The sequence below is a fragment of the Pseudomonas sp. NPDC090208 genome, from assembly GCF_044746785.1.
In the GTDB taxonomy this organism is placed as follows: domain Bacteria; phylum Pseudomonadota; class Gammaproteobacteria; order Pseudomonadales; family Pseudomonadaceae; genus Aquipseudomonas.
Genome location: NZ_JBIVCU010000003.1, coordinates 501,743 through 528,433, shown reverse-complemented (window position 1 = coordinate 528,433; position 26,691 = coordinate 501,743). Strand labels below are relative to the sequence as shown.

The 26,691-nt window shown below is 62.8% G+C and carries 24 protein-coding genes; 6 read left to right on the top strand and 18 right to left on the bottom strand.

What is annotated here, in order from left to right; translation table 11 throughout:
• Positions 1-96: 96 nt before the first annotated feature.
• The 9 genes from folD to ACIPL0_RS08025 form a co-directional block, all read right to left on the bottom strand.
• Positions 97-1,008 carry a bifunctional methylenetetrahydrofolate dehydrogenase/methenyltetrahydrofolate cyclohydrolase FolD gene (folD, locus tag ACIPL0_RS08065; protein WP_400595288.1) on the bottom strand — a complete coding sequence of 304 codons (912 nt, stop codon included), beginning with the start codon at positions 1,006-1,008 and terminating at the stop codon, positions 97-99.
• Positions 1,009-1,099: 91 nt separating this feature from the next.
• Positions 1,100-2,779 carry an APC family permease gene (locus ACIPL0_RS08060; protein WP_400595290.1) on the bottom strand — a complete coding sequence of 560 codons (1,680 nt, stop codon included), beginning with the start codon at positions 2,777-2,779 and terminating at the stop codon, positions 1,100-1,102.
• A gap of 68 nt (positions 2,780-2,847) precedes the next feature.
• A complete protein-coding gene (locus ACIPL0_RS08055; protein WP_400595292.1) occupies positions 2,848-5,190 on the bottom strand; it encodes a DUF1989 domain-containing protein in 2,343 nt (780 codons plus the stop codon).
• 15 nt (positions 5,191-5,205) lie between these two features.
• Positions 5,206-6,573 (bottom strand): NAD(P)-binding domain-containing protein, encoded by a 1,368-nt coding sequence (locus ACIPL0_RS08050; protein WP_400595294.1) that lies wholly within the window; start codon positions 6,571-6,573, stop codon positions 5,206-5,208.
• Between the two features lie 45 nt (positions 6,574-6,618).
• The gene (purU, locus tag ACIPL0_RS08045; RefSeq protein WP_400595296.1) at positions 6,619-7,485 is read right to left on the bottom strand and encodes a formyltetrahydrofolate deformylase; all 867 of its coding nucleotides are present in this window, start codon (positions 7,483-7,485) and stop codon (positions 6,619-6,621) included.
• 32 nt (positions 7,486-7,517) lie between these two features.
• Positions 7,518-8,648 carry an aminomethyltransferase family protein gene (locus ACIPL0_RS08040; protein WP_400595298.1) on the bottom strand — a complete coding sequence of 377 codons (1,131 nt, stop codon included), beginning with the start codon at positions 8,646-8,648 and terminating at the stop codon, positions 7,518-7,520.
• Between the two features lie 34 nt (positions 8,649-8,682).
• Positions 8,683-9,699: a heme-dependent oxidative N-demethylase family protein gene (locus ACIPL0_RS08035; protein ID WP_400595300.1), complete on the bottom strand. Its 1,017-nt coding sequence runs from the start codon at positions 9,697-9,699 to the stop codon at positions 8,683-8,685.
• Positions 9,700-9,708: 9 nt separating this feature from the next.
• Positions 9,709-10,644, bottom strand: coding sequence for a PDR/VanB family oxidoreductase (locus ACIPL0_RS08030; RefSeq protein ID WP_400595302.1), 936 nt, complete (start codon positions 10,642-10,644; stop codon positions 9,709-9,711).
• A complete protein-coding gene (locus ACIPL0_RS08025; protein ID WP_400595304.1) occupies positions 10,641-11,153 on the bottom strand; it encodes a dimethylamine monooxygenase subunit DmmA family protein in 513 nt (170 codons plus the stop codon). The genes ACIPL0_RS08030 and ACIPL0_RS08025 overlap by 4 nt, the downstream gene beginning before the upstream one ends.
• A 290-nt stretch (positions 11,154-11,443) precedes the next feature.
• On the opposite strand from ACIPL0_RS08025, the gene ACIPL0_RS08020 reads away from it, so the two are divergent.
• Genes ACIPL0_RS08020 through ACIPL0_RS08010 form a run of 3 tightly spaced genes read left to right on the top strand, consistent with a single transcriptional unit; the run spans position 11,444 to position 13,946 of the window.
• Complete coding sequence (locus ACIPL0_RS08020; RefSeq protein WP_400595306.1) at positions 11,444-12,526, top strand: ATP-binding protein; 1,083 nt, start codon at positions 11,444-11,446, stop codon at positions 12,524-12,526.
• On the top strand, positions 12,495-13,166 hold the full coding sequence (locus ACIPL0_RS08015) for a response regulator (RefSeq protein ID WP_400595308.1): 672 nt from the start codon (positions 12,495-12,497) through the stop codon (positions 13,164-13,166). Before ACIPL0_RS08020 ends, ACIPL0_RS08015 begins: the two co-directional genes overlap by 32 nt.
• Positions 13,167-13,946 carry a PAS domain-containing protein gene (locus tag ACIPL0_RS08010; protein WP_400595310.1) on the top strand — a complete coding sequence of 260 codons (780 nt, stop codon included), beginning with the start codon at positions 13,167-13,169 and terminating at the stop codon, positions 13,944-13,946.
• Positions 13,947-13,995: 49 nt separating this feature from the next.
• On the opposite strand, the gene ACIPL0_RS08005 is transcribed toward ACIPL0_RS08010, so the two are convergent.
• Both ACIPL0_RS08005 and ACIPL0_RS08000 read right to left on the bottom strand, forming a co-directional pair.
• Positions 13,996-15,033, bottom strand: coding sequence for an LLM class flavin-dependent oxidoreductase (locus tag ACIPL0_RS08005; protein ID WP_400595312.1), 1,038 nt, complete (start codon positions 15,031-15,033; stop codon positions 13,996-13,998).
• Between the two features lie 87 nt (positions 15,034-15,120).
• Positions 15,121-15,606, bottom strand: a complete 486-nt coding sequence (locus ACIPL0_RS08000) for a flavin reductase family protein (protein ID WP_400595314.1) — start codon at positions 15,604-15,606, stop codon at positions 15,121-15,123.
• Between the two features lie 390 nt (positions 15,607-15,996).
• Here ACIPL0_RS08000 and ACIPL0_RS07995 point away from each other — a divergent pair, with 390 nt between their 5' ends.
• The gene (locus ACIPL0_RS07995) at positions 15,997-17,415 is read left to right on the top strand and encodes a purine-cytosine permease family protein (RefSeq protein ID WP_400595316.1); all 1,419 of its coding nucleotides are present in this window, start codon (positions 15,997-15,999) and stop codon (positions 17,413-17,415) included.
• 151 nt (positions 17,416-17,566) lie between these two features.
• Here the strand turns inward: ACIPL0_RS07995 and ACIPL0_RS07990 are convergent, their stop codons facing one another.
• From ACIPL0_RS07990 to ribBA, 6 genes are all read right to left on the bottom strand, one after another.
• Positions 17,567-18,211 (bottom strand): START domain-containing protein, encoded by a 645-nt coding sequence (locus tag ACIPL0_RS07990; protein ID WP_400595318.1) that lies wholly within the window; start codon positions 18,209-18,211, stop codon positions 17,567-17,569.
• 961 nt (positions 18,212-19,172) lie between these two features.
• The gene (locus tag ACIPL0_RS07985; RefSeq protein WP_400595320.1) at positions 19,173-20,324 is read right to left on the bottom strand and encodes an ABC transporter ATP-binding protein; all 1,152 of its coding nucleotides are present in this window, start codon (positions 20,322-20,324) and stop codon (positions 19,173-19,175) included.
• The gene (locus ACIPL0_RS07980; RefSeq protein WP_400595322.1) at positions 20,321-21,136 is read right to left on the bottom strand and encodes an ABC transporter permease; all 816 of its coding nucleotides are present in this window, start codon (positions 21,134-21,136) and stop codon (positions 20,321-20,323) included. Before ACIPL0_RS07980 ends, ACIPL0_RS07985 begins: the two co-directional genes overlap by 4 nt.
• Before the next feature lie 6 nt (positions 21,137-21,142).
• Positions 21,143-22,099, bottom strand: coding sequence for an ABC transporter permease (locus ACIPL0_RS07975; RefSeq protein ID WP_400595324.1), 957 nt, complete (start codon positions 22,097-22,099; stop codon positions 21,143-21,145).
• On the bottom strand, positions 22,084-23,109 hold the full coding sequence (locus ACIPL0_RS07970; RefSeq protein WP_400595326.1) for an ABC transporter substrate-binding protein: 1,026 nt from the start codon (positions 23,107-23,109) through the stop codon (positions 22,084-22,086). The genes ACIPL0_RS07975 and ACIPL0_RS07970 overlap by 16 nt, the downstream gene beginning before the upstream one ends.
• A 326-nt stretch (positions 23,110-23,435) precedes the next feature.
• Positions 23,436-24,545 (bottom strand): bifunctional 3,4-dihydroxy-2-butanone-4-phosphate synthase/GTP cyclohydrolase II, encoded by a 1,110-nt coding sequence (ribBA, locus tag ACIPL0_RS07965; RefSeq protein WP_400595328.1) that lies wholly within the window; start codon positions 24,543-24,545, stop codon positions 23,436-23,438.
• 103 nt (positions 24,546-24,648) lie between these two features.
• Between ribBA and ACIPL0_RS07960 the strand changes: the two genes are divergently transcribed.
• Both ACIPL0_RS07960 and ACIPL0_RS07955 read left to right on the top strand, forming a co-directional pair.
• Positions 24,649-24,942, top strand: a complete 294-nt coding sequence (locus tag ACIPL0_RS07960) for a DUF1330 domain-containing protein (protein ID WP_400595330.1) — start codon at positions 24,649-24,651, stop codon at positions 24,940-24,942.
• A gap of 208 nt (positions 24,943-25,150) precedes the next feature.
• On the top strand, positions 25,151-25,957 hold the full coding sequence (locus ACIPL0_RS07955; RefSeq protein WP_400595332.1) for a GGDEF domain-containing protein: 807 nt from the start codon (positions 25,151-25,153) through the stop codon (positions 25,955-25,957).
• A 131-nt stretch (positions 25,958-26,088) separates the two neighbouring features.
• Here ACIPL0_RS07955 and ACIPL0_RS07950 read toward each other — a convergent pair whose 3' ends face one another.
• Positions 26,089-26,625 (bottom strand): Bro-N domain-containing protein, encoded by a 537-nt coding sequence (locus tag ACIPL0_RS07950; protein WP_400595334.1) that lies wholly within the window; start codon positions 26,623-26,625, stop codon positions 26,089-26,091.
• Positions 26,626-26,691: the final 66 nt, after the last annotated feature.

The window sequence follows — 26,691 nt, the reverse complement described above, 5'->3', positions numbered from 1 at the left end:
TGGCGACTTTGCCGTTCTGACACACCGCGTTCAGCGGTTTTACGACGGGTTCCCACCGCTCGCAGGGCAAGCCAGCTCCTACAGGGGGGATGCGTTTCAGGCCACTACGGCGGTCTGGGCGACGCGGGCGTTTGCTGCCATCTGCAATTGGGTGGCAATCACTGTGTTTTTCAGCAGATACGCAATGGTCATCGGTCCGACGCCGCCCGGCACCGGGGTGATGGCGCTGGCTACGCTGCGGGCGCTGGCGTAGTCGACGTCGCCCACCAGGCGGTCGCCGTCTTCCGTGGCAATTCGGTTGATTCCCACATCGATCACCACCGCGCCAGGCTTGAGCCAGCTGGCGTCGATCATCTGCGGGCGGCCGACCGCCACCACGACGATATCGGCCAAACGGCACAGCGCTGCCGCATCGACGCTGCGCGAGTGCACCACGCTGACCGAACAATTCGCCTGCAACAGCAGGGTCGCCATGGGTTTGCCGACGATATTGGAGCGCCCGATCACTACCGCGTGCAGGCCGCTCAGGTCGCCGCAGGTTTCATGCAGCAGGCGCATGCAGCCGCTCGGCGTGCAGGGGGTCAGCACGTCGGCGCCCTGAACCAGCCCGCCGACGTTCTCGCGGTGAAAACCGTCCACGTCCTTGATCGGGTCGATGGCGTGAATCACCGCGTGCTCGTCGATGTGCGCGGGCAACGGCAACTGCACCAGAATGCCGTTGACCGCTGGATCGGCGTTCAGCTGATCCAGCAGCGCCAGCACTTCGCGCTGACTGGTGCTGGCGGGCAGGCGATGCTCAAGGGAGCGAATGCCCACTTGCCCGGCCTTCAGCAGTTTGTTGCGCACGTAGACCTGGCTGGCCGGGTCGTCGCCGACCAGCACCACGGCCAGGGCCGGATGCACCTGTTGCCCGGCCAGGGCCAGGACATCGTCTTTGACTTCGTCGAGAACCCGGGCCGCGATGGCCTTGCCGTCGATATCGCGGGCGAGTGCAGGGGTCATGCTCATGGGATGAGTCACCATTGTCGAAAGGGAAGGAACGTCGATCGAACACCGAGGCCCGCAGGGGCCCCGATGATCAGTCACAGGGTGGGGGCGGTCAAGCGACCAGGCGATGACAGGCGTACACCAGCACCGCGCCCGCGATCAACGTCAGATAAGGCAGCACACCGGCGCGTTTGCTGCCGGCGTCGGCCTGCAGGTGCAGGTCGCTGAGCATGGCGGCCGGGAAGCGACCCTTGTCCTGCACGTAGTGGCGGAAGCAGAACACCGGCAGAATCAGCATCGCCAGCAGCAGGCCGGTGACCAGCGTGCCAGCGCCCCAGATGTCGGCGCCCAGGCCCATGCAGGCCAGGTTGACGAAACTCAACAGGCCACCGGCGGCCAGCAACAGAGTGGGCGCCTTGTACGGACGCGCCCAGTCCGGGCGGTCCAGACGGTGAATCCAGCCGGCGTTGAGGTTGAGGAAGTTGAAGATGATGTAGCTGACGTTGGACGCCGCCAGCACGAACACGTAGTCGGACATCAACAACAGCAGCAGATTGAACGACAGGTCGGTCCACATGGCCGCCGTCGGCGCGCCGTGCTCGTTGGTGCGGCCCAGGTATTTCGGCAGCCAGCCGTCCACCGAGGCCTGATACAGCGTGCGCGACGAGCCGGACATCGAGGTCATGATCGCCAGCAACGTGGCGAGCACCAGCATGATCAGCACGATGTTGGCGACCAGCTTGCCGCCGCCGATGCTGTCGGCCATCACCTGGCCCACGCCCATGCCGCTATAGATTGCCGGTGAGAGCAGGCCGCTGTACACCGCCGGGGTGACCACCGCGCCGCTGGCGTCGAGCACCGCCGGGGTCACCAGTTGGCCGAGGCCGAGGCTGCCCTGGAACGCCAGCGGCACGAAGGTGAACACCAGAATGCACAGCAAACCGGCGTAGAAAATGGCCTTGAAGGTGTCGCGCTTGGGGTCCTTGAACTCACGGGTGTAGCACACCGCCGTCTCGAAGCCGTAGGTCGACCACGCCGCCATGAACAGCCCGCCGGCCATCAGCGACCAGCCGGAAATGTCCCAGGTGCCGTCGATCACTTGCCCGGCGGCGTCGTGGGCCAGCGGGAACAGCGGCAGGAAGTTGGCCTGGGTGGCATCGCCGGTCAGCAGCGGCACCACGCCGACCAGCACCAGCGGGATCAGCGAGGTGGCGCCGAGCACCAGGGTCAGCCGCGCCGAACGCAGGATGCCGCCGTGCTGGATGGCGAACACGGTGAGCAGAATCACCAGGCCGATGACAAAGGTCGCGTTGATGCGCAGGGACAGACCGCTTTTGACCCAGCCCAAGTCCAGCAGCGTCAGTTGCCAGGTGTTGATCAGCGCATCGGCGGGAAACAGCGCGGTGAGGATGTAACCGGCCGCCAGCCCCGAGCCGATGGACAGCACTGGCGACCAGGCCAGCCAGTTGCACCACACTGAAATCGGCGCGATCAGTTTGCTGTAACGCACCCAGGCGATGGCCCCGTACACCGAGGCGCCGCCGGACTTGTGCGGGAACAGCCCGGCGATTTCGGCGTAGGTGAAGGCCTGGATAAAGCCGAACAAGATCGACACGATCCAGACGATCCAGGCGGGTTTGCCCACCGTGGCGGCAATCGCGCCAATGGAAAACAACACCAGCGCCGGCACGCCGCTGGCTACCCAGAAGGCGCCGCGCCAGTCTATCTTGCGCTGCAGGCTGCCGACGCTGTGGTCAGCCTGCGGGAGAGTCTCGAACGTAGTCGCTTCCATCTTGGTAATCCCATGTCTGAGGTGTGGTAGTTGGGCAGTCGAAGTGGTGCGTCTCTACGTGATACGGATCAACTGCGTACCCGGCGCTTCTCCGGGTCATAGAAGATCGGTGCCGTGACCTCGGCGCTGATGCGCTTCTGCAGGCCGTCGATTTTGCCGATTTCAAGTGCGGTGCCCGGCTCGGCGCAGGACACGTCAAGGCGACACAGGGCGATGTTGCTGCCCAGCAAGGGCGAGCGGCAGGCGCTGGTGATGACGCCGACCTGAGCCCGACCGCGAAAGACCGGGTCGCCGTGGTGGGCACCTTCGTTGCCGGTCAAGCGCAGGCCGACCAGTTTTTGCGCGGGCGTGGCGCTGCGCCGCAGCAGGGCGTCACGACCGACGAAGTCGTCGGTCTTGGTGTTGAGCGGCACGCTGAAGCCGATACCGGCCTCGAACGGGTCGGTCTGATCGGTGAACTCGTAACCGGCGAAAATCAGCCCGGCTTCGATGCGCAGCATGTCCAGCGCCTCAAGCCCCAGCGGCACGATGCCCAACGGTTGACCCAAGGCCCAGATGCGCTCCCAGACCCGCTCGGCATGGTCCGGGTGGCACCAGACTTCATAGCCCAGCTCGCCGGTGTAGCCGGTGCGGGAGATCATCAGCGGGCAGCCGTCGTAGTCGTTCAGCCGCCCCACCAGAAAGCGGAACCAGCCCAGGCTGTCCACGTTCGGTTGCGTGGGCGGGGTCCAGACCATCTGCCGGAGCAGTTCGCGGCTCAACGGGCCTTGCACCGAGAGATTGTGAATCTGCTCGCTGGCCGATTTCACCCAGACCTTCATGCCCAGCTTCTGTGCCTGCTCGCGCAGCCAGATGCCGGCGTAGTCCTCGCCGCAGATCCAGCGGAAGTTGTCCGGCCCCAATCGCAGCAGGGTGCCGTCGTCGAGCATGCCGCCGTGCTCATGGCACATCGCCGAATACACCACCTGGCCGATAGCGAGCCGGCGCACGTCGCGGGTCAGGCAGTACTGCAACAGCGCTTCGGCGTCGGGGCCGATGATCTCGAATTTGCGCAGGGCAGTGAGGTCCATGACCGCCACCCGCTCGCGGCAACCGTAATACTCATCGATGGCGCCGAAGCCGTCGTAGCGCAGCGGCAGCCACCAGTTGCGGTAATCGACAAAACTGCCGGTCAGCTGACAGGTACGTGAATGGAAACCCGACTGGCGGGTAAGGACAGGGTCGGCATCGGCCGTGCTGCGAGTGCTCATGGCGATGGCAAAACGCTCCTTTTCGCTGTAGACGCGGATATGGATATCGGTCGGTTCCCAGCCGTTGGCCGGGTCGATGTCATCGGGGCACGACGAGCTGCCGCAGACCAGATCGGTCATGGCTTTCAACAACACGTAATCGCCGGGCCGCGACCCCGGCTCGTCCAGCGTCATCTGCTGGTGGGCATCGATGGCGGTGTTGAAGAAGAAGTTGATCGCAGGCCAGCCTTCGCGCCCCTGAACCCCGTGGGCGGCCAGGGCGCGGCTGAGGTTGTCGCTGCAGTTGTCGTGCCCGAAATAGCCGTGGCTTTCGTAGTAGCGGGCGGCGCAGGCGAGGGCGAAGGCATCGTGACGCCCGACCGTGTCCTGCACCACTTCCAGCATCGGCTGCATGCGCCGGTCGAAGAATTTGCCGAACAGTCCCGGTGCCGGGTATGCGCTGCCGTTGAGCGTGCGGGTCACGGTCTGGTCAAGATCCAGTTCGATGCCCCGGTCCAGTGCGCGGCGGTCGAAGGCGACGAAGTCCGAACACTGGCGCCCGGCGACGTCGAGCACCTGAATGTACTGGCCCTTGGCGACGGTGTAGCTGTGGGCCGTACCGGCGCGGACGGTGAATTCGTCGAGCAGTTCGCCCAGCGGTTCGGGCAGCGCCGGCGTCAGCAATGCTGATGCTTGCGCGCGTTCGACCACCAGGCGCAGTTCGCTGGGGCAGTATTGCCGGTCAACCGCCGTGGCCTCGTGGGGCGCCGCGGCAATCACCAACAAATGGCCCTCGGCGACAAACTGGCGGCTGAAGCCGGCGGGCGTTTGTGCTTCCCACAACGATGCGGCAGCCGGCAGGGTGCGCCAGTCCAGCCCGCGCCTGCCAAGGGCCTGCACGATACGTCGGGCCTGCACGCCCACAGCAGCCAACTGCTGGTGGATGAATCGGCAGTCGGCGGATGGGCTCAGCGACCAGTCGGCCAGCGCATTGCGGCTGCTGGCGTCGATCACCAGCAGTTCGCAGGGCTGCCAGCCTTCCAGGTCGATGACCTGCAAGCGGTCGCCTGCTTCCAGTGTCAGCAGGGTCAGCCCGCCGGCGGCCAGCCGGTAGCGTTCCATGGCGGGTGTGCGGGCGAACAGTCCCGGTTCGCGGGGCAGGGAAATGCGCGGTGCATTCATGACAAGGCTCCGCCGTCAGCCGACTGACTGGAAGGGCGTGGACGGTTCGCTCAGGTACGCGGCCATCGAATCGTCCAGCGCCTGCAGCCACGGGGTGTGGTGCGGCGGCGACTGGGTGCCGGTCATCAGCGAGCGGTAGGACTTGTCGCGGTAACCCATGATGTCCTCGGCCTTGTCGTGCTTCCAGTGCAGGAAGGTGTCGTTGACCGCAGCGATATCGAAGTTCGGGTAGTCGGTGGCGTCGACCAGTTGCTGGATGTAGGCGCCCTGGTACTCGAACATCTGCTGGTTGGTTTGCAGGGTCTGCTCCCGCTCGAACCACTGCTGGCTGTCGGCGAGCATGTCGGCGTGGGACGGCAGGGCGATGCGCCCGAGGATCACATCACGGGCGTACCAGGCCTGGGCGTCGAACATGTTGAAGGAATACCACTGGTCCTGCATGCCGAGGTAGATCATGCGCGGGTTGGCTTCCCAGAACACGCCCTTGTAGAGGTTGCGTGGCCACAGGCGGTTGTCGGTTTTCAGGCACAGCGAGTCGTCGAGGAACGGGAAGTGATGCTTGTAGCCGGTGCACAGAATCACCGCGTCGATGTGCTTGCTGGTGCCGTCGGCGAAATACGCCCGGTTGTTTTCCAGCCGCTGCAACAGCGGCTTCTCTTCCCAGTTAGCCGGCCACTTGTAGCCCATGGGCGCGGTGCGATAGCAACTGGTGATGCTGCGCGCGCCGTATTTGTAGCACTGTGAACCGATGTCTTCGGCCGAGTAGCTGCTGCCGACGATGAGCAGGTCCTTGCCCTTGAATTCCAGCGCTTCGCGGAAGTCGTGGGCGTGCAGGATGCGCCCGGCAAACTGCTCGAAACCCTTGAAGTAAGGCACTTTCGGTGTCGAGAAATGGCCACAGGCGTTGATCACGTAATCGAACTGTTCGCTCACGCTGACATCGTTGCCGTGATCATGGGACAGCACGGTGAACTGCTGCGTCTCCTCCTCGAACGTGACCTGGCGCACCACGGTGTTGAAGCGGATGTAGTCGCGCACGCCGGCTTTTTCGACGCGGCCCTTGATGTAGTCCCACAGCACTTCGCGAGGCGGGTAGGAGGCAATAGGGCGGCCGAAGTGTTCTTCAAAGGTGTAGTCGGCGAACTCCAGGCATTCCTTTGGGCCGTTCGACCACAGGTAGCGGTACATGCTGCCGTGGACCGGCTCGCCGTGCTCGTCCAGCCCGGTGCGCCAGGTGTAGTTCCACATGCCGCCCCAGTCGGCCTGCTTTTCAAAGCAGACCAGTTCAGGGATGTCGGCACCCTTGTCCCGGGCCGACTGGAAAGCTCGAAGTTGGGCCATGCCGCAGGGGCCTGCACCGATGATTGCTACGCGTAATGTCATGTCAGTACCTCGCGAAAAGGGGTGATCAGCAAAAAGTTGCCGCGATCAGCGGAAGATCACGGTCTTGTCCTGGTTGATGAACACCCGGTGTTCCAGGTGGTATTTCAGGGCCTTGGAGAGGGCGACGGTTTCCGTGTCGCGGCCGATGGCAACCAGTGAGTCGGGCAGGTAGGTGTGGTCGACGCGCTGCACTTCCTGCTCGATGATCGGGCCTTCGTCGAGGTCGCTGGTGACGTAGTGGGCGGTGGCGCCGATCAGTTTCACGCCGCGATCGAACGCCTGGTGATAGGGTTTGGCGCCCTTGAAACCGGGCAGGAACGAGTGATGGATGTTGATCGCCCGGCCCGAGAGCTGTTTGCACAGATCGTCGGAGAGGATCTGCATGTAACGGGCAAGCACCACCAGATCGGTTTGGGTTTCCTGGACGATGCGCATCAGTTCGGCTTCCTGACGGGCCTTGGTGTCCTTGGTGACCGGCAGGTAGACGAAGCGGATGCCTTCGCGCTCGGCCATGGCCCGCAGGTCGAGGTGGTTGGAGACCACGGCGGTGATCTCCATGTCCATTTCACCCTTGCGATGGCGGTACAGCAGGTCGGTCAGGCAATGGTCGAACTTGCTGACCATCAACAGCACGCGGGTCGGTTGCGAGGAGCGGAACAGCTGCCACTGCATGTCGAAGCCGCCGGCCAGCGACGCCAGCTCGCGCTGCAGGGCATCGATGTCGCCGTGGGCGCCGCGATTGAAGCGGAACACCGCGCGCATGAAGAACTGCCCGGTGAACTCGTCGTCGAATTGCGCCAGTTCGCTGATGTAGCACTGCTGGCTGGCCAGGCAGGAGGTCAGGGTGGCGACGATCCCGGAGGTCGCCGGGCAACTGATCTTGAGGATGTATTGCTCGTTTGAAGTGTCCATGGCGCTCTCGTGTCTGCGATGGAAGAAGGCGATCAGCCCTTGGCCGTGCGCTTGGTTTTCTGCGGGTCGTCGAACGGCATGGCGTGGGTCACGGCGGCGACCTGCTGGCTGCCGCGCACTTGCAGGGCGATGCCGGGTTCGGCGCAGTCGACGGCCACCCGGGCGATGGCCATGGAGCGTCGGGTCAGGCGCGAATACATGGCGCAGGTGATCACGCCCACCTCCTGACCGCCGTGCCAGAGACTGTCACCAGCTTCGGCAGCGATGCCGCTGTCGAGCAGCACCCCGGCGATCTTGAAGCGCTCCTGGCCACGCAGGCGGCGGTGCTCTTCGGCGCCACGGAAGTCGCGCTTGTCCGGCGACACGGTGAAATCCAGGCCAAGTTCCCAGAGGGTGTCGCCGGCTTTCTGGTCGGCGAAGGGGTACATCTGCGAGTTGTCGTAGGGGAAGAACATCAGCGCGCTTTCCACCCGCAGCCAGTCCAGCGCGGTGAAGGCGCAGGGAATGATGCCCATGGCTTCGCCACGGCGCAGGATTTCGTCCCAGATGAACGGGGCGTCGGCCGCCTTGCAGAAAATCTCGTAGCCGCGTTCGCCGGTGTAGCCGGTGCGCGAGATCATCACCGGGCGGTCGAACAGGCGGGTTTGCAGGTGATGGAAGTAGGGCAACTGCCGGATGCCGGGCACGTGTTCGGCGAGGAACTCCACCGCCAGCGGGCCTTGCAGTGACAGGTCGTGCAGGTCGTCGTCGAACAGCACCGCCACCTGACGGCCCTGGGCCGAGCGCACCAGCATTTCGTGGCCGTTGCCGGCGCCGTGTACCACCATGAAAGCGTTGGGGCCGGTGCGGTAGACGATGCAGTCGTCGACGAACTTGCCTTCCTCGTCGAGCATCGAGGCGTACACCGATTTGCCGGGGTACAGCTTGCTGATGTCGCGGGTCGTGGCCCACTGCAGCAGGCTTTCGGCGTGGGGGCCGACGTAATGGACCTTCTTGAGGCCCGAGACGTCCATCAACCCGGCGCGGGTGCGAATGGCTTCGTGGTGGTCGGCCAGATCGGTTTCGTATGTCCAGGCGGTGCCCATGCCGTTCCAGTCTTCCAGCTGTGCGCCGAGCGCGCGATGACGGTCAGCGAGTGCAGAAATGCGCCATGAATGAGCCATGTGAAAGGTCCTTGTCGTGGGAAGGTCGGAAGCGTCAGGCCTGTGGATCGAACTGGCAGAGCCACTCGATCAGCGCCTGTCGGTAGCGGGTCATGCCTTTGTAATCAGCGATGGCGTCGGGCAGGTCGCGGATCACCCGGTGCAGCCGGCAGCCCCATTCAGGCTGGGTGACCAGCTCGTTGAGGCTGATCAGGTAGGTGCGGATGCTGAACATCATTGCGTTGCTGCGCGGCAGGCGGGCCATGACCTGCAGTTCGACGCGCAGGTGCACGAGCTGCCCGGCGTTTTGCGCCGTCACGGTGCCGCGGTCGGCGCCCCACTCATGAAAAGTTTCCGGCGATGAGTCCAGACGCGGGTTGATCGTCAGGGTCCAGTTCAGCCGCCGCACCGGGTGGTCGACCTGCAGGTTGAGCAGGTATTTCAGCGCCCGGTCGAACACGCCCATCTGGTGGGCCATGGGCACCGGCGAATGCCACTGCTTGAAGCTCATCCCGGCATCGAACGCCAACGACCAGTCGGCGGGGCTGGTAATCAGCCCGGCGTCCATGAACAGGTCGCCGTCGCGCTGATCGAGCAGGGCGAAGTCGCCCTGCACCTGACGGCCGATGAATTCCAGCGGCTCACTGGGCAAGGTCGACGCGTCGCCGAACACGAAGCGCTGATCGATGCCCAGTGCCTTGTTGCGCCAGTGCCAGTGATTACCATCGCGGTTCAGTTCAAACCACTGCGGGTAGTCGCGGGCCAGGTGCTCCATGAGCATCTGCAGGGCGTCCCAGGCGGCGTCCTGCATGTGCGGCATGACCAGGTAACGGCGCGGGTCCTTGTCCAGCACCAAAGCGCGTTCAGCCATTTCCGAGCGGTAATGCTCATCGATGTCGAAACAGTGCTCGTACACCGAGCCGGGGTCTCGGGAGGTCGCCGGCTCGATGTTCACCGAGTACAGGTAGCTGTCCTGGGGGAACGGAAACGGGAAGCGCTTGATCGCGGTGGGGCTGTTGCGGAAGCTGAAGTCCTCGCGGTACGTCCGGGTGGGGCTGAATGGCACGGTCATGGTCGACTCCTAGAGATCCAGTGATACGCACGGGCCGCAGCCGCGAGACACGCAAGGCATGAGAAATTCGGCCTGCTCGCTGCGGCTCAGAAAGTGGTCGCGGTGTTCGATGTCGCCACCACGGTGCCGGGTGATGCACTGTCCACAGACCCCGCCACGGCACAGGTTGGGCACCTCCAGGCCTGCCGCCTCCAGCGCTTCGAGCAGGCTCTGGTCTGCGCCGACGGTCAGGCGTTGGCCGCTGCGCAGCAGCTCCAGTTCGAACGGCGTGCCGGGTTGCGGTGCGCTGAACGCTTCGTGGTGAACCCGGCTGGCCGGCCAGCCCAGCGCTTTGGCGTATTCCTGAACGTCGGCAAGCAGGCGTTGCGGGCCGCAGGTGTAGACGTGGCTGCCCAGCGGGCGGTCGCCGAGAATGGCGGGCAGATCGATGCGGCGTTGCCCGTCATAGACATGCAGCCGGGCGCCGAGACGCTGTTGCAGCGCGGCGAGGTAGGCATCGGTCAGGCCCGGGCGATACAGGTAATGCAGCTCGAAGTCGGCCTGGCGCTGTTCCAGCTCGGCCAGGTAGGCCATGAACGGCGTGATGCCGATGCCGGCGGCGATCAGGATGTGCTGGCGGGCCTGGCTGTGCAGGGCGAACAGATTGGCCGGCGGCGAGAGGGTCAGGCTGTCGCCGATCTGCACCTGCTCGTGCAGGTAACGCGAGCCGCCCCGCGAAGCTGTCTGCAAGCGCACGGCGATGCGATAGTGCTCGCGCTGCGCCGGATCACTGGTCAGCGAATAGGCGTTGCGCAAGGTGCGGTCGCCCAGCGGCAGATGCACTTGCACATGGCTGCCCGCCGAAAAGCCCGGCAGGCGCCCGGTGCAGGGTGTCAGGGTGAATTCACGCACCAGTGGGGTGAGCATGCGTGCATCGCTGACGCGGACGTTCAAGGTCGCACTCATGGCCGGAACCCCGCGTAAGGCTGGTCCGGGTTGCCGCACACGCCGAGGTAGGCGCCCAGACGCCGGGAAAAGTGCTCGCGGATTTCCAACAACACCTTGCAGCCGCTGCATTGCAGGCTGTCCTGCTGCGTGCCCGGTTGTTTCAGCCCGCAGTGCACGCAATACACAGTGCGCAGGCCGGACACGCTCAGGGTCATGTCGATCTCGTCGTCCTGCAGCCCGGCGCTGCGGGCCAGGGCGTGGATGCGCCAGATAAAGGCTTCGTCGCCGACCAGATACAGGCGGGTGCCGACGCTGCAGGCCGCCAGGCTGCTGTCGAGACGGCTGCTGAAATCAGCGTTCTCCGCGTTCAGCAACTGTGGCTGGTCGAGTTCGCCGACGAAGGCCGGGCAAACGCCTGCCGACTGAATCACCACCAGGTGCCGGCGCACGCTTTGCGCAGGCGTCGGCTGGCGGTAGTGGGGAAGGCTGTGAAGCCTTGCGCGTTCAATGTCTGGTTTATCCATCATGGCTGCTTCCCGGTAGGCTCAGGCTGGCGAGAACGGCGCGAATCGGTGCGGCGGATTGGCGGGCGCTGTTCTCTGATGGGCAAGATAATTTCCCGTGGAGAAAATTCGCTCAATCCGGAAAAAGGGGTATCTCTTTGGAGGTAGGCCGTATGCACACGGCCTGCGGGGCATGGAAGTTGCTCGTCTGCCAGGCAAGCGACTCAATGAAAAAGGAACATTCGAGAGTGCAGACACGAGCGAAGTGGTGGCCACGCTGGTTTCGGCGCGTCAGCCCCGGACAGGCGCGCGAGATGCGCACGTTGCTGACGCAGCTGCCGCTGTGCCTGATGCACGCCGACGGTGCCTTGCCACGCTTCCTGGACCGTTTTGAGGCGCTGCAGCCGGAGGTCAGGCTCAATCTGCTTCAGACTGATGAAGACTTGGGGCCAGCGCGCCGGGCGTTGACCGTCGACTGCGAAAGCCGCGCCGATTGTCCGTGGCGTACGGGCTCGGCAGTGGCGACATCTCCCTTGTCCTGCGCGCCATGCCGGCAACGGGGTGTGCATCGCCTGGTCTGTGCGCTGCCTGAAGACAGCGTGCCGGGCAGCGCGGTGGTGCTGCTCGACACACCTACCCCTGCGGGGCATTTCTGGCGGCAGATGCTCGGGGAGCTGAGCCAGGGGCTGGGGGTGACCGTGCAGTTGTTGCGACACCGTCGTGAGCAACAGCGCCAGCAGGCCACCGCGCAACACGGCGCGCTGGCCCGTGAGCTGCACGATTCGGTGGCCCAGCAACTCGGCTATCTGTCGTTTCAGGCGCGGCTGGTGCAGACCCGCCTGGCGGATGCGGAGCTGGCCGGTACCTCGCTGACCGAGTTGCGCAACGGCTTGAGCCAATTGCAGCGGCAAGTCCGCGAACTGATCACCAGCGCCCGGCTGACCATGGACGGGCGATCGCTGCGTCAGGCGCTGGCCGACTCGGTAGCCGAGTTTTCCCGGCGCTGCATCATCGTCTTTGAACTGGACAACCGCCTGCCCGACAACGCCCTGAGCCCGGAAACCGAACTGCAGATTTTGCAGATTGTTCGTGAAGCGCTGACCAACGCCGTGCGCCATTCCCATGCCCGGCACGTGCGCATCGAACTGCGCCAGAACCAGGCGGGCGACACGCTGGTGTCGGTCGAAGATGACGGCATCGGCCTGAGCCCGGCCTCCGGCGAAGACAATCATTTTGGCCTGGCGATCATTCGCGAGCGCGCCGCCAGTATCGGCGCACGGCTGGTGATCGAACCGATCCAGCCCCACGGTGTGCGCGTCCACCTGGGGCTGGTCCGCCCTCACGCTGATTTTTCCGGGAGTCACGATGCACGCCACGACCTTGTTACTGATCGATGATCACCCGCTGTTCCGCAAGGGTCTGGCGCAGCTGTTCAGCGCCAGCGACGACTTTGAGGTGGTGGGGCAGGCCGCCAGTGGCCGGGAAGGCATCAATCTGGCCGTGAGCCTGGCGCCGCAACAGGTGCTGCTGGATCTGCACATGCCTGGCCTGAGCGGGTTGCAGGTGCTCGATGAGCTGCGCCAGTTGCGCCTGGGCTGCCAGGTGGTGGTGCTCACCGCGTCCATGGACCGCAGTGAACTGCTGTCGGCGCTGCGTCTGGGGGCCAGGGGCTATGTGCTCAAGGAAACCGAACCCGATGCGCTGCTGGCGTACATGCGCAATTGCAACGCCGGTGCGATCGTTCTGGACGATTCGCTGGTGTCGCTGCTGGCCGCACAGGAGGCGCCTGCGCCCGGTCCGCAACGGCTGGAGCCGGATCTGGATCTGGGCAGCCTGACCGAGCGCGAAGGCCAGACCCTGACCCTGATTGCCGCCGGCATGAGCAACAAGCAGATCGGTCGCGAGTTGGGCATCAGCGACGGCACGGTGAAGATTTACGTGAAGAACCTGCTGCAGAAACTCAATCTGCACTCGCGTCTGGAATTGGCGGCGTGGGTGCACAACGCGACGGCCTCCAGAAAAGAGGAGCATCACTGAATGAGCGACGACAGCGTCCTGCGCGACAGGTTGTTCAGGGCCGGTCCAGAAGCGGTGCTGGACCACTTTGCCGTGGCCCTGCTCGAGCTGACGGACAGTGGCCAGATCAGCCGTTGCAATCAGGCTTGGGAGGAGTTGATGGGCGCCTCGGCGCTGAGTCGCCATGTCGTCGATTACGTGCACCACGAAGACCGGTTGCTGTGGTTGCAGGCGCTGGGGCAACTGCGCCGTCATCCAGGAACCGCGTTCAGGCAGCGCTTGCGTTTCATCCACCCGGACGGCGATCTGCGCTGGTGCGAAGTGGGGCTCAAGTCGGTGCCAACAGGGTTCAGCCTGGTGATCGGCGACATCACTGCGCACAAGCGCCGGGAAACCGCACTGCAAGCCAGCCAGCGCAGCGCCATGAGCCTGCTCGACAGCATGCCGGGGCTGATCTATCGCGGGCGCAACAACCGTGACTGGACCATGGAATTCGTCAGCGCCGGTTGCCTGCAACTCACCGGTTACCCGGCGGAGCGGTTGGTGGACAACCACGACTTTACCTACAACAGCCTGATTCTGGCGGACGATGCCGATTACGTCTGGCGCGAGGTGCAGTACGCATTGGCGCGGCAGGTGCCATTCGAGTTGAGCTATCGGATTCGTTGCGCCGACGCATCGGTCAAGAATGTCTGGGAGAAGGGCGTCGGCATCTACGCAGGCAATGGCGAGGTGCTGGGTATCGAAGGGGCGATCTTTGAACGTTCGCTCTGTGTGGGCGAATGCCGAGCCGCAGAATGAACCATGCCGCAGCAGGGGCTGCGGCATGGCGGTGAAGCGTGAAACTCAATCAGCGAAATGCAGGCACCACGTGCTTGATGAACAGCTCCAGGGACTTCTTCTTTTCGGCGTGGGGCAGGCTGTTGTCGCACCAGAAGCTGAACTCGTCGACGCCCAGTTCCTGGTAGTACTTGATGCGCGGAATGATTTCTTCCGGGGTGCCGATCATGGCGGTCTTGTGCAGGCTTTCCAGGGCGAATTCCGGACGCTCGGCGAATTTCTCCTCCGGGCTCGGTGTAAGGAAGCCGTTGACCGGCGTGGTCTTGTTGCCGAACCAGGCATCGAAGGTGCGGTAGAACTTGGCAATGGCCTTGGCACCGACTTTCCAGCCTTCCGGATCGTTGTCGGCGTGGACGTGGGTGTGACGCAGCACCATCAGTTGCGGGCGCGGCACGTCCGGGTTGGCGGCCAGCGCAGCTTCGAACTTGTTCTTCAGGTCGACCACTTCTTCGTCGCCCTTCATCAGCGGCGTGACCATCACGTTGCAGCCGTTTTTCACCGCGAAATGGTGCGAATCCGGGTCGCGGGCGGCGATCCACATCGGCGGGGTGCGCACCGGTTTCGGCACACTGGTGGAGGTAGGGAATTTCCAGATTTCGCCGTCGTGGGCGTAGTCACCCTGCCACAGGGCCTTGACCACCGGGACCATCTCGCGCAGGGCCTTGCCGCCTTCGGACGCGGGCATGCCGCCGGCCATGCGGTCGAATTCGACCTGATAGGCGCCACGGGCCAGACCGACTTCCATGCGGCCGTTGCTGATCACGTCGAGCAGAGCGCATTCACCGGCCACCCGCAGCGGGTGCCAGAACGGCGCGATGATGGTGCCGGCGCCGAGATGGATGGTGCTGGTCTTGCCGGCCAGGTACGCCAAGAGCGGCATCGGGCTCGGCGAGATGGTGTATTCCATGGCGTGGTGTTCGCCGATCCACACGGTGCTGAAACCGCCTTTCTCCGCCATCAGCGTCAGCTCGGTCAGATCCTCGAACAGTTGGCGATGGCTGACGGATTCGTCCCAGCGTTCCATGTGTACGAACAACGAAAATTTCATGACGCTTACCTCGGATTTATTGGCCGTCCACTGCGTCAGTGGTCAGGCGTTTGTTCGATATACCGTAAGACTTCGTATCGTCAGGTTTCAAGCCAGCGCGGGCAGGGCGCCCATCTTTCCGCGGCAATACACCATGGGGCTGGCCGGTTGTTCCGGCACGATCAGATTCTTCACTGCGCCGACCATGATGGCGTGGTCACCACCTTCGTATTCGCGCCACAGTTCGCATTCGATGATCGCCGTGGCGTTCGCCAGCAGCGGGTTGCCCAGCTCGCTCAGGGTCCACTCGATGCCGGCAGCTTTGTCCTTGCCCTTGCGGGCGAACGCATAGGCTTCGCTTTGCTGGGTGCCGGAGAGCAGGTGAATGGCGAAACGCTTGTTCTTGATCAGCGTAGGGTAGGAGTCGGAACTGTAGTTGGGGCAGAACAGCACCAGCGGCGGGTCCATCGACAGAGAGCTGAACGCGCTGGCAGTCAGGCCGACCACTTCACCTTCATCGTTGAGGGTGGTGATCACGGTCACGCCGGAGGGAAAGGAGCCCATGACGTTTTTATAGGCGTTTGCGTCGATCATTTTGCTACCTCTGCGGTTCGGTGCCGAAGGTGGAAGGTTTTTATGTGTCTGATGGTATACCGTAATACTGATCGTGCAAGTATTTTTTCTTTCATCAAGGTTCGGCGGTGATGGGCGCTGCTGGCGTGAGGCCCTTGCAAACCGGCGTTTCAGACGCTGCTGAACCGGTTTTTCCAATGGCATCTGAACCTTGCGGGATTGGAAAAAAGCGATGTCAGGTGGTTGTAAAATCTTGGCATACCATAATATCGTGATGTCGCTCGTGAGTGCAGGGAGGTGTTTGCGGCGTTGAAAAGCGCGCATTGAGGCTTGTCGTCAGGCATGCCGAGTTCGCTTCATGGTTTTAGCTCGTCACTACTCAAGAACAACGACAAGAACTCAGGCAAAACGATGACTACATCCGATTCCCACGGCGGTAACGCCACCCCTTTGATTGAAAATCACACCGTCGACTACGTGCCGCTCGCCGAGCGCCACGGCAGGGCGCGTGACCTCTTCACCCTGTGGTTCAGCACCAACATCGCGCCGCTGCCGATCGTGACCGGGGCGATGGTGGTGCAGGTGTTCCACCTGAATCTGCTCTGGGGGCTGATCGCCATTGCCCTCGGCCACATGATCGGCGGCGTGTTCATTGCCCTGGCTTCGGCTCAGGGCCCGCGCATGGGCATTCCGCAGATGGTGCAAAGCCGTGGCCAGTTCGGTCGTTACGGCGCGTTGCTGATCGTGTTTTTCGCCGCGCTGATCTACGTCGGTTTCTTTATTTCCAACATCGTTCTGGCCGGGCAGTCGATCCACGGCATGGCGCCGGCAGTGCCATTACCACTGAGCATCGTCATCGGTGCGCTGAGTGCCACGGCCATCGGTGTGATCGGCTACCGCTTCATTCATACCCTCAACCGCATCGGCACCTGGGTCATGGGCGCAGCGTTGCTGGCCGGTTTCATCATGATGTTCAGCCAGCCGTTGCCGGCGGACTTCTTCAGCCGTGGCGGTTTCAACCTGTCCGGCCTGCTGGCGACGATGTGCCTGGGCATCATCTGGCAGATCAGCTTCTCGCCTTATGTTTCGGACTATTCGCGTTACCTGCCGAGCGATATCGGTATCGCCAAGCCATTCTGGGCGACGTTTTTCGGCGCAACCCTGGGCACCACGCTGTCGTTCAGTTTCGGTGCAGTTGCTGTGCTGGCGACACCGGAAGGCACCGAAGCCATGGTGGCGGTCAAGCAAGCGACCGGCGTGCTCGGGCCGGTGCTGATGCTGCTGTTCCTGCTCAACATCATCAGCCACAACGCCCTCAACCTGTACGGCGCGGTGCTGTCCATCGTCACCTCGATCCAGACCTTCGCCGGCAACTGGACGCCGAGCATCAAGGTGCGGGTGATCCTGGCTGCGGTGATTCTGGCGGGCTGCTGCCTGACGGCGGTGGGGGCTTCCGGTGACTTCATCAAGGAATTCATCGGCCTGATCCTGACCCTGCTGATCGTGCTGGTGCCGTGGGCCTCGATCAACCTGATCGATTTCTACCTGATCAAGCGCGGCAGCTATGACATCGCTTCGATTTTCAGCGCCGATGGCGGCATCTACGGCCGTTTCAACCTGCATGCGATCGTGGCGTATTTCATCGGCATCATCGTGCAGTTGCCGTTCGCCAACACCGCGTTGTATGTCGGGCCGTATGCCAATTATCTGGAAGGTGTCGACCTGTCGTGGCTGGCCGGGCTGCTGGTGACCTGCCCGCTGTATTACTGCCTGGCGACCCGTGGCCGTGCAGAGCGGGCCAAGGCGGCGCGGTTGGGGTTTGCCGAGTGATGTGCCGATTTCGCGTCAACACCCTTCAACTGACTGACGCGTAACAAACTGTGGGAGCGAATTCATTCGCGAAAGGTATTCCGGCCGATGCACATCCGTGGTCGGTCATATCGCATCGCGAATGAATTCGCTCCCACAGGGGGGATTCGCATCAGGGCTTTTGTGTTTTGTCTTCTATGTCCGCCGAATGCCCACCCTGGCGCTCCGCCACCGCACGCAGCACCTTGAGCGTCTTCATCGGTATATCGGTCACGAACCGGTTGGCCAGCCACGGCGGTATATACCCGGCGGGTTCGGCCTTCAACTGGTAGGTCACTTCGGTATCCCGCTCACCTTTGGGCACCATCATCCATACCCCTTGCAACTGCTCGACGCGGATCATGCCCGGCACCGGTGGCTCCATGCCGTTGGCGGCGCTCAGGTGGCGGATGATCGCGCCGTTGTCCAGTTGTTCGGTCTGCACTTGCAGCACCATGTCCCGCGGGCTGGCGGGCCAGGGCAGGGCGGTGGTCAGGTAGACGTAGATGGTATCGCCATCGATTTTCACCAGGCGCATGTCGGCGCAGGTGTACAGCCAGGTGCAGCCGATGGTGAGGTTTTCCTGCAGGCGGGTCAGGGTCGGGACGTCGGCCTTGATCCGGGCAACGCCGCGAAAGCTCTGGTATTGCGAATCGGGGGAATGGGTCAGGTAGACCTTGATGCCGTCTTCTTCCTTGGCCAGTTGCCAATCTTCGGCAATGGCTGACGTACAACAAGCAGTCAGCAGCAGGGCGCACAGACCGGGCAGTATGTTCATGAGGGAAGCTCCTGGACTGCACGTGGGCGGGCGCGGGTCTTCAGAGCATAGGTGAGATTGCGGGTGGTTGTTCTTGGCGGTTCGCATTGGCGGCTGACGCAGCCTGCTTTCGTCCCCGGCAAGTTACGCGGCCCCTTGTAGGAGCTGGCTTGCCCTGCGACCGGCGACGAAGTCGTCGTAAAACCTGTGCACTCGGTTTGTCTGATTGATTGCTGATCTGCTAACGCAGCTCTGTTTCGCCTAACGGCGAGTTACGAGACCGTGTAGGAGCGTGGCTTGCCCGCGATCGGCGACGAAGTCGTCGTAAAACCTGCGTCCTTGGCTTGTCTGATGTATCGCTATGGCTGCTAACGCAGCCCTGTTTCGCCTCACGGCGAGTTACTTGGAAAAGCCCCAAGTAACCAAGGGCTTCTTACCCCGCCATACGGTGCCTCGCCCAGGCTCGGCATGCCCTCACTCCGGCGACACTCCGTGGGCCCGCCGCGAATGGGCCATCCATGGCCCACGCGGCTCTCGCGACATCTTGTCGCTCGGCCCACTGCGCGTCGCCTGCGTTCGGCCTTCTGGAACGGGGCTCCAAGATCAAGATCAAAAGCCAGATCAAAATCTCGCGCCGAGGCGGACTAACGTCCGACCTGGCGTTTGTGAGTGATCGCATTTCTCCTGTGGGAGCGGGCTTGTCCGCGATGGCGTCCTTGAAACCGCCACCACCGGCAAGCCGGACTGCTACAGAGGTTGCGGGTAACCAAAGGGGCCGGGCCTCACCGTAGAACGACAAGGGAGCCCTGCTCGCGATAGCGGTAGATCAGGCCGCACAGGATTGTCCGGGCTGACGCTTTCGCGAGCAGGGCTCCCTCCCACGGATGTGTTGTCTGATGGTGTTTCTCAGGACAGCAGAATCTGTGAAGTCACTGGGTAACCCTGTGGGGCAACGGTCTTCGCCAAATGCCCCCGTGTAGCCTCAATGTGCCCCCGCCGCCTTGTTCAGGTCGCTCTCCGCCCATTCGGTATACACGCAGGCGTCCGCCGTAGCCCAGCGCACTCGCACCGGATCCCCCGCCTTGAGCGGCATGCCGGCGGCGGACAGGGCTTTGACGGTCATGGATGTGCCGCCTGTCGTCATCACCGTGCAGGTCTGGCTTTCGCCGAGGAACAGCACTTCACCCACTTTCGCCGCGACTTCGTTCCAGCCGGTCGGCAGCGGTTGCTGTGCGGCCTGTTCCACGCTCAACGCCAACGCCTTTTCTGGACGCACCATCAACAACGCATCCTGGCCGGTTTGCAGACCCGCCGTCAGGCGGATCGACAGCGCTTGACCCTCGAACGTCGCCACCGCATTGCCCTGGGCCTTGAGCCGCAGGAAGTTGGAGTTGCCAAGGAACGAGGCGACAAAGGCATTCGGTGGATTCTGGTAAAGGTCATAACCACTGCCCAGACCGACAATCTTGCCGTGGCTGAAGATCGCGATGCGCTGGGACAGGCGCATGGCTTCTTCCTGATCGTGGGTCACGTAAACGATGGTGATGCCCAGGCGGCGGTGCAGTTGGCGCAGTTCGTCCTGCAGGTCTTCGCGCAGCTTTTTGTCCAGCGCGCCGAGGGGTTCGTCCATCAGCAGGATGCGTGGCTCATAGACCAGCGCGCGGGCGATGGCCACACGCTGTTGCTGGCCGCCGGACAGTTGCGAAGGGCGGCGGTGGGCGAACTTGTCCAGTTGCACCAGCTTGAGCATGGCGTCGACGCGCTTGTCCCGTTCGGCCGCCGCCAGTTTGCGGATGGCCAAGGGGAAGGCGATGTTGTCGCGCACCGACAGGTGCGGAAACAGTGAATAACGCTGGAACACCATGCCGATGTCGCGCTTGTGCGGCGGTACGTTTACCAGCGATTTGCCAGCCACCAGAATCTCGCCGGAACTTGGGGTTTCGAAACCCGCCAGCATCGACAGCGTGGTGCTCTTGCCCGAGCCGCTGGAGCCAAGGAAGGTCAGGAATTCGCCGTCCTGGATGTCCAGGGAGATGTTGTCCACCGCAGCGAAATCGCCGTAATGCTTGTTCAGGTTGCGCAGGCTGACCAGGGTTTGGGGCTGTTGCGCGGCATCTTTGATCACGGCACTCATGAAGGCATCCTCGCTTCGTTGCGGCGACGCAGGGTCGCGGCGATAAACATGACCAGAACGGACAGGCCGATCAGCAGCGTCGAGGCGACGGCGATCACCGGAGTCAGGTCCTGGCGCAAAGTGGTCCACATCTTGACGGGAAGGGTTTGCAGGGTGGGGCTCGCCATCATCACGCTGAGCACCACTTCATCCCACGACACCAGAAAGGCGAACAGGGCGCCGGCGACCATGCCCGGACGGATCGCCGGAAAGGTCACCTTGAACACCGCCTGCATCCGAGAGGCGCCGCAGATCACTGCTGCGTCTTCGATCGACTGATCGAATAGCTTGAGCGAGTTGATGATCGAGATGATGGTGAACGGCAACGCGACAATCACGTGGCTGACCACGAAGGAAAACAGCGTGCCGGTGTAGCCGAGCTTGAGAAACAGCGCATAGACCGCCACCGCGATGATCACCAGCGGCACGATCATCGGCAGGGTGAAGATGCCGTAGAGCATGTCGCGGCCCGGGAAACGCCCGCGCACCAGAGCAAAGGCGGTCGGCAGGCCCAGAGCCACGGCGCAGATCGTGGTCAGCACCGCGACTTTCAGGCTGGCGAAGGCGGCTGCCATCCATTCCGGGTTGCCGAAGAACTGCACATACCACTTGAAGGTCCAGCCCGGCGGCGGAAACACCAGCCACTGGGACGAGCCGAACGACAGCAGCACGATAAACACGATCGGCAGCAACAGGAACAGCGCGATCAGCCCGGTGACCGAATACAGCCCCCAGCGCAGGCGCGGGCTCATGGCATTGGGTGTCAGGAGCATGGCGGTTTACCTCGCGTGGTTGGAGCCGACCGGAGATTCCGGCTGCAGCTTGAGGTAGAAGTAGAACAGCACCAGAGTGATCACGATCAGCAACGCGGCGGCCGCACTGGCCAGACCCCAGTTGAGGAACGATTGCACCTGCTGGACGATGAATTCCGGCAGCATCATGTCCTGAGCGCCGCCGAGCAGAGCCGGGGTCACGTAGTAACCCAGCGACATCACGAACACCATCAACCCGCCGGAAAACAGCCCCGAACGGCACAGCGGCAGGAACACCTTGAAGAAGTTGGTCCACGGGCTCGCGCCACAGATGGAACCGGCCTGCAGCACCATCGGGTCGATGGCGGCCATGGTTGCCTGCAGCGGCAGTACGATGAACGGGATCATGATGTAGCTCATGCCGATCACCACGCCGGTCAGGTTATGCACCATCTCCAGCGGCTGATCGATGATGCCCATTGCCATCAGCGCCTTGTTGATCACCCCGGACGCCTGCAGCAGCACCAGCCAGGAGTAGGTGCGCGCCAGCAGGCTGGTCCACATCGACAGCAGCACGATGTTGAGCATCCAGCGACCCCAGCCGCGCGGCACCAGGGTGATTGCCCAGGCCAGCGGAAAGCCCAGCAACAGGCTGAACAGGGTTACCAGACCGGCCACCGAGAAGGTGTTGAACAGCACCCGGGCGTACGCCGAGTTGGCGAACAGTTGTTCGTAATTGCCAAGGCCGGGCGTGGGCTCCAGCACGCCGCGCAACAGCAGGCCGATCAGGGGCGCGAAGAAAAACAGACCAAGAAAGAGCAGGGCCGGCAGCAGGTTGCGGCTGCCTTTCCAGCGTTGCGACAACGGGACTGCCTGCTTCATCGTCACGGCCTGGGTGGATGCCGCGCCGGCGGTGCTGGACGCACCACCGGCCGGGTTGGATTGACGGGACGCGATGGCCGTCATTTTTACTTGACCAGCCATTCGTTCCACCGTGTCGCGATGGCCGGACCGTTCTTGGCCCAGTACGCGAAGTCGAGAGTGATTTGATCGTCAGGATAGGCGGTAGGCAGCTTCTTCGCGAGAGCCGAGTCCAGGCGCTGCACGCTGTCCAGGTTGACCGGCGCATAGGCGGTCAGGTTGGAGAAATCGGCCTGGCCCTTGGCACTGGAAGCCTCGGCGATCAGCTTCATGGCAGCGTCCTTGTTCTTCGCGCCTTTGGGCACCACGAGGAAATCGGCCATGACCAGGTTCTGCTTCCAGCTCACGCCCACCGGTGCGCCATCCTGTTCCAGCGCGTAGGTACGACCGTTCCAGAACTGGCCCAGCGACGCTTCGCCCGAGGCCAGCAGTTGCTGGGATTGCGCGCCGCCACCCCACCAGACGATGTCTTTCTTGATGGTGTCGAGTTTCTTGAAGGCGCGGTCCAGGTCCAGCGGATAGAGCTTGTCCTTCGGCACGCCGTCGGCCAGCAGGGCCAGTTCCAGCACGCCGGGGCTCGGCCATTTGTACAGCGCGCGCTTGCCGGGGTAGGTCTTGGTGTCGAACAGCGCCGACCAGTCTTCAGGCTTGGCCTTGCCGAGCTTGTTCTCGTTGTAGCCGAGCACGAAGGAGAAGAAGAAGGAGCCGACACCGTGGTCGGAGACGAAGCGCGGGTCGATGCGGTCTTTCTTGACCACGTTGAAGTCCAGTGGCTCCAGCAGGCCTTCGCTGGCGGCACGCAGGGCGAAGTCGGCTTCGACGTCGACCACATCCCACGACACGTTGCCGCTCTCGACCATGGCCTTGAGTTTGCCGTAGTCGGTCGGGCCGTCCTGAACCACGGCCGCGCCGGTGTTCTTGGTGAAGGCATTGGCCCAGGCTTCTTTCTGCGCGTCCTGGGTGGAACCACCCCAGCTGACGAAATTGACGCTGTCGGCAGCCATCGCTGCGTGACATGAGAGCGCCAACACACCCGCTGTCAGGACCGCTGTTGCACGTTGAATCAACACCATTTTCACGCCCTCATTTGTTGTGTTTTTGAGCGGGCTGCTTTGTTGCCCGCCTGTCGGGAGCAGTGGGCCTCTGGACGGTGACGTCCTCGGACCTTGAAAAACGGGGCCTGTCAGGGGCTTTTGTTTGTGCTGTCCCTGGCGGGCGCACCTGACGAAAAAAGCTTCGGCCTACGGAATGTCATATTATGGTATTCCAAACTTTCTGCAAGCACTTTGCCGCTTCGTATACCGCGTTTTTTGGAATTTTTTTGTCATGAAGGCCCTGTGTTTACAGGGCCAAAGGCATATTCACCGGTGAAACGCTTCAGCCTGTGCAGCGCTGTTTTTCAGCCGGAAAACGGAATGCTTTCAACCACTTCCAGATCGTAGCCGGTGAGGCCGGCATACTTCAGCGGCGGGCCGAGGTGACGCAATTTGCCGACGCCGATGTCTTGCAGGATCTGCGCCCCGGTGCCGACTTCCGAGTAAATTCGCGATTGCGAGCGGGTGTACTGGCGCGGTGGCTGAGTGAGCTGCGGGATTCGCTCCAGCAGCGCCTGGGACGATTCATGGCTGGCCAGCACCACAACGACGCCACGGGCTTCTTCGGCGACCTTTTGCAGGGCGGCCCATAGCGTCCAGTTGGCCGGGCCGGTGTACTCGGCGCCGACCAGATCGCGCAGTGGGTCGACCACATGCACGCGCACCAGCGTCGGCTCCTCGCGGCGCACCTCGCCCATGACCATGGCCAGATGCACGCCGCCTTCGATGCGGTCTTCATAGCTGATCAGGCGGAAGGTGCCGTGTACGGTCGGCAGCTCACGTTCACCGATACGCACCACGGTGTGTTCGGTGCTCAAACGATAGTGAATCAGATCGGCGATGGTGCCGATGCGGATACCGTGTTTCGCTGCGAAGCGTTCCAGGTCCGGACGGCGTGCCATGCTGCCGTCGTCGTTCATCACCTCGACGATCACCGACGCCGGGGTGAAACCGGCCAGCCGCGCCAGGTCGCAACCGGCTTCGGTATGGCCTGCGCGGGTCAGCACGCCACCTTCTCGGGCGCGCAGGGGAAAGATATGCCCGGGTTGCACCAGGTCTTCGGCCTTGGCATCGACCGCGACCGCGGCCTGAACCGTACGGGCGCGGTCAGCGGCGGAAATGCCGGTGGTCACGCCCGTGGCCGCTTCGATGGACACGGTAAAGGCGGTGGAGAACACACTGCCGTTGCTCGGCACCATCTGCTCCAGACCCAGGCGTTGGCAATGCTCGTCGGTCAGGGTCAGACAGATCAGGCCACGGGCTTCATTGGCCATGAAACTGATCGCCTGCGGCGTGCAGCGATCGGCGGCGAGCAGCAGGTCGCCTTCGTTTTCGCGGTCTTCGTCGTCCACCAGCAGGACCATCTTGCCTTGGCGGTAGTCTTCGAGGATGTCTTCGATGCGGTCGAACGCCATACTGGGGATCTCTGTTCTATGGGGTGAAAATCGTGGTATACCATAAGACAGAATATTTCACAGATCGAACCTTTTTGAAACCGTCACTTTGAGCGAGAACACGATGAAGGCTTACTGGATTGCCCACGTAGACATCAACGACCCGACGCAATACAGCGAATACACCCAACGCGGCCCGGCAGCCTTCGCCAAATACGGCGGCAAGTTCCTCGCCCGCGGCGGCCGCGCCGAAGCCCTGGAAGGCCGCAAGACCCCGCAACGTACCGTGGTCATCGAATTTGAATCCTACGAACAGGCACTGGCCTGCTACCACTCGCCCGAATACCAGGAAGCCATGAGCCACCGCCAGGGCGCCGCCCATGCCGAAATCGTGATTGTCGAAGGGTTTGCGGGGTAGGGCACGACCACCCCCATCCCGTAGCAGTCCGGCTTGCCGGCGGTTGCGATATTGCGCACGTCACCGCCGGCAAGCTGGACTGCTACGACTGATCGAGCGCCTCAATCAGCCAGTCATTATTTGGAATTGGACGCCTTCACACGCGCTCTTTATGCTGCCGCCGCCAGCCTTCGGGCCACGGCGTGAATGACTGCCAGAGGGCTGCATCGTGAAGGTTCGTCGGGAAGATCTGGTTCGCCATCTTCGTCATCGTTTCACCACCCTGCTCGGGGTGTCGTTGTTTTCCTGGCTGACCATGTCCGGGCTGATGCTGTTCATCTGGCGACACGCGCAGTCGCTGCAGATCGAGTCCTCGGCCTGGTTTGCCATGGGCTTGCTGATCAGCGTCGGCCATGTGCTGTTTCTGCTGTTCGTGGCCGTGCGTTTGCAGCGCACGATGGAGGTTCGTTCCAGACTGCTGTGCAATCTGGAATATGAATCCGAACACGATTCACTGACCGGATTACTCAACCGGCGCGCCTTCGAGTGGTCGCTCAATGAAATCCTCCGCGCGGACGGCCGGCAGAAAGGCGCGTTCACCTTGCTCTACCTGGATCTGGACGGCTTCAAGCAGGTCAACGACGTGCATGGCCACGCGGTGGGCGACGAATTGCTGAAAATGCTTGCTAATAACTGGGGCAGGGCGATCCGTGGCGATGACCGCCTGGCGCGTCTGGGCGGCGATGAATTCGTCATGCTCACCCGTTCCACCGGAACGGAAGTCGAACAGATCTCCGAACGCCTGCTGAACGTGGCCAGGACCAGCCTGCTGAGCGGATTCCCCGATCTGAAGCTCGGCGTAAGCATCGGCATCGCCGAATTTCCCCGCGACGGTCGCGATGCCGCCAGTCTGGTGCTGGCGGCGGATTCGGCGATGCTGCAAGCCAAGGCGTCGGGCAAGGCGCGGTTTCAGCGGGCAGAACACAGAGCGGGTGATCTGCTCGCGAATACGTCCGTCAGGTTGGAACCGCATTGACCAACCTGACGTCATTGCGGGTGGTCATGCTTTAGACGCGGTTTGGTTGCCGGGGGCTGTGGAGGAACGAGGGCTCTGCCAGAGCTCTTCTTCTGACACTCCTCAGTCTTGTCTCCGCTGACTCCAGGCCTTCAGAAAAACCGACCACCCGAGCGTATGCGTTCCAGCGCACGGCTCAACACCATCCGCCATCCAGCGACAACCTTGCTTTTGAAGACTGTCGACGGTTCACCAATTACCTCCGGCACATCCCGCAACCTCACCCAATATTCCCCGCGCCATGCCAGCAACTTCACCCGATTTTTCGACCATTTCATCAGCCCAAGGCTCGGCGCGTCGGGTTGTGGTTTGTCGCGTAACACTGGCAGCACCTCATAGGTCAGCCAGTACCTGAGCGCACGGTTTTCCGGAATGTAATGGCGAGCGAGAAAGGTGTAGAGCGCGGACTCACTGATCAGCAGTTGCTTGCTCCAATGCTCGTAGCATTTGATCCAGGCCGTACGGCATTGGTCAGGGTCGAGCTTTTTTGTAGAGCGTTCATCGAGGGTCTTGCCCATCAGGAGGGCTACGTCGGCGAGGCAGAACCAGCCTTGATTGTCGAGTTGAAAAGCACGGAGTTTGCGGTGGTAGCGTCTGAACAGGTGGGTTTCAAAGCACTCGGTCAGCATGGCCTTATCCCCCGGAGGTCAGTGGAGGGGGCAGAGGGAGAGTGTTCGGTTTGCGATGCCTGCATG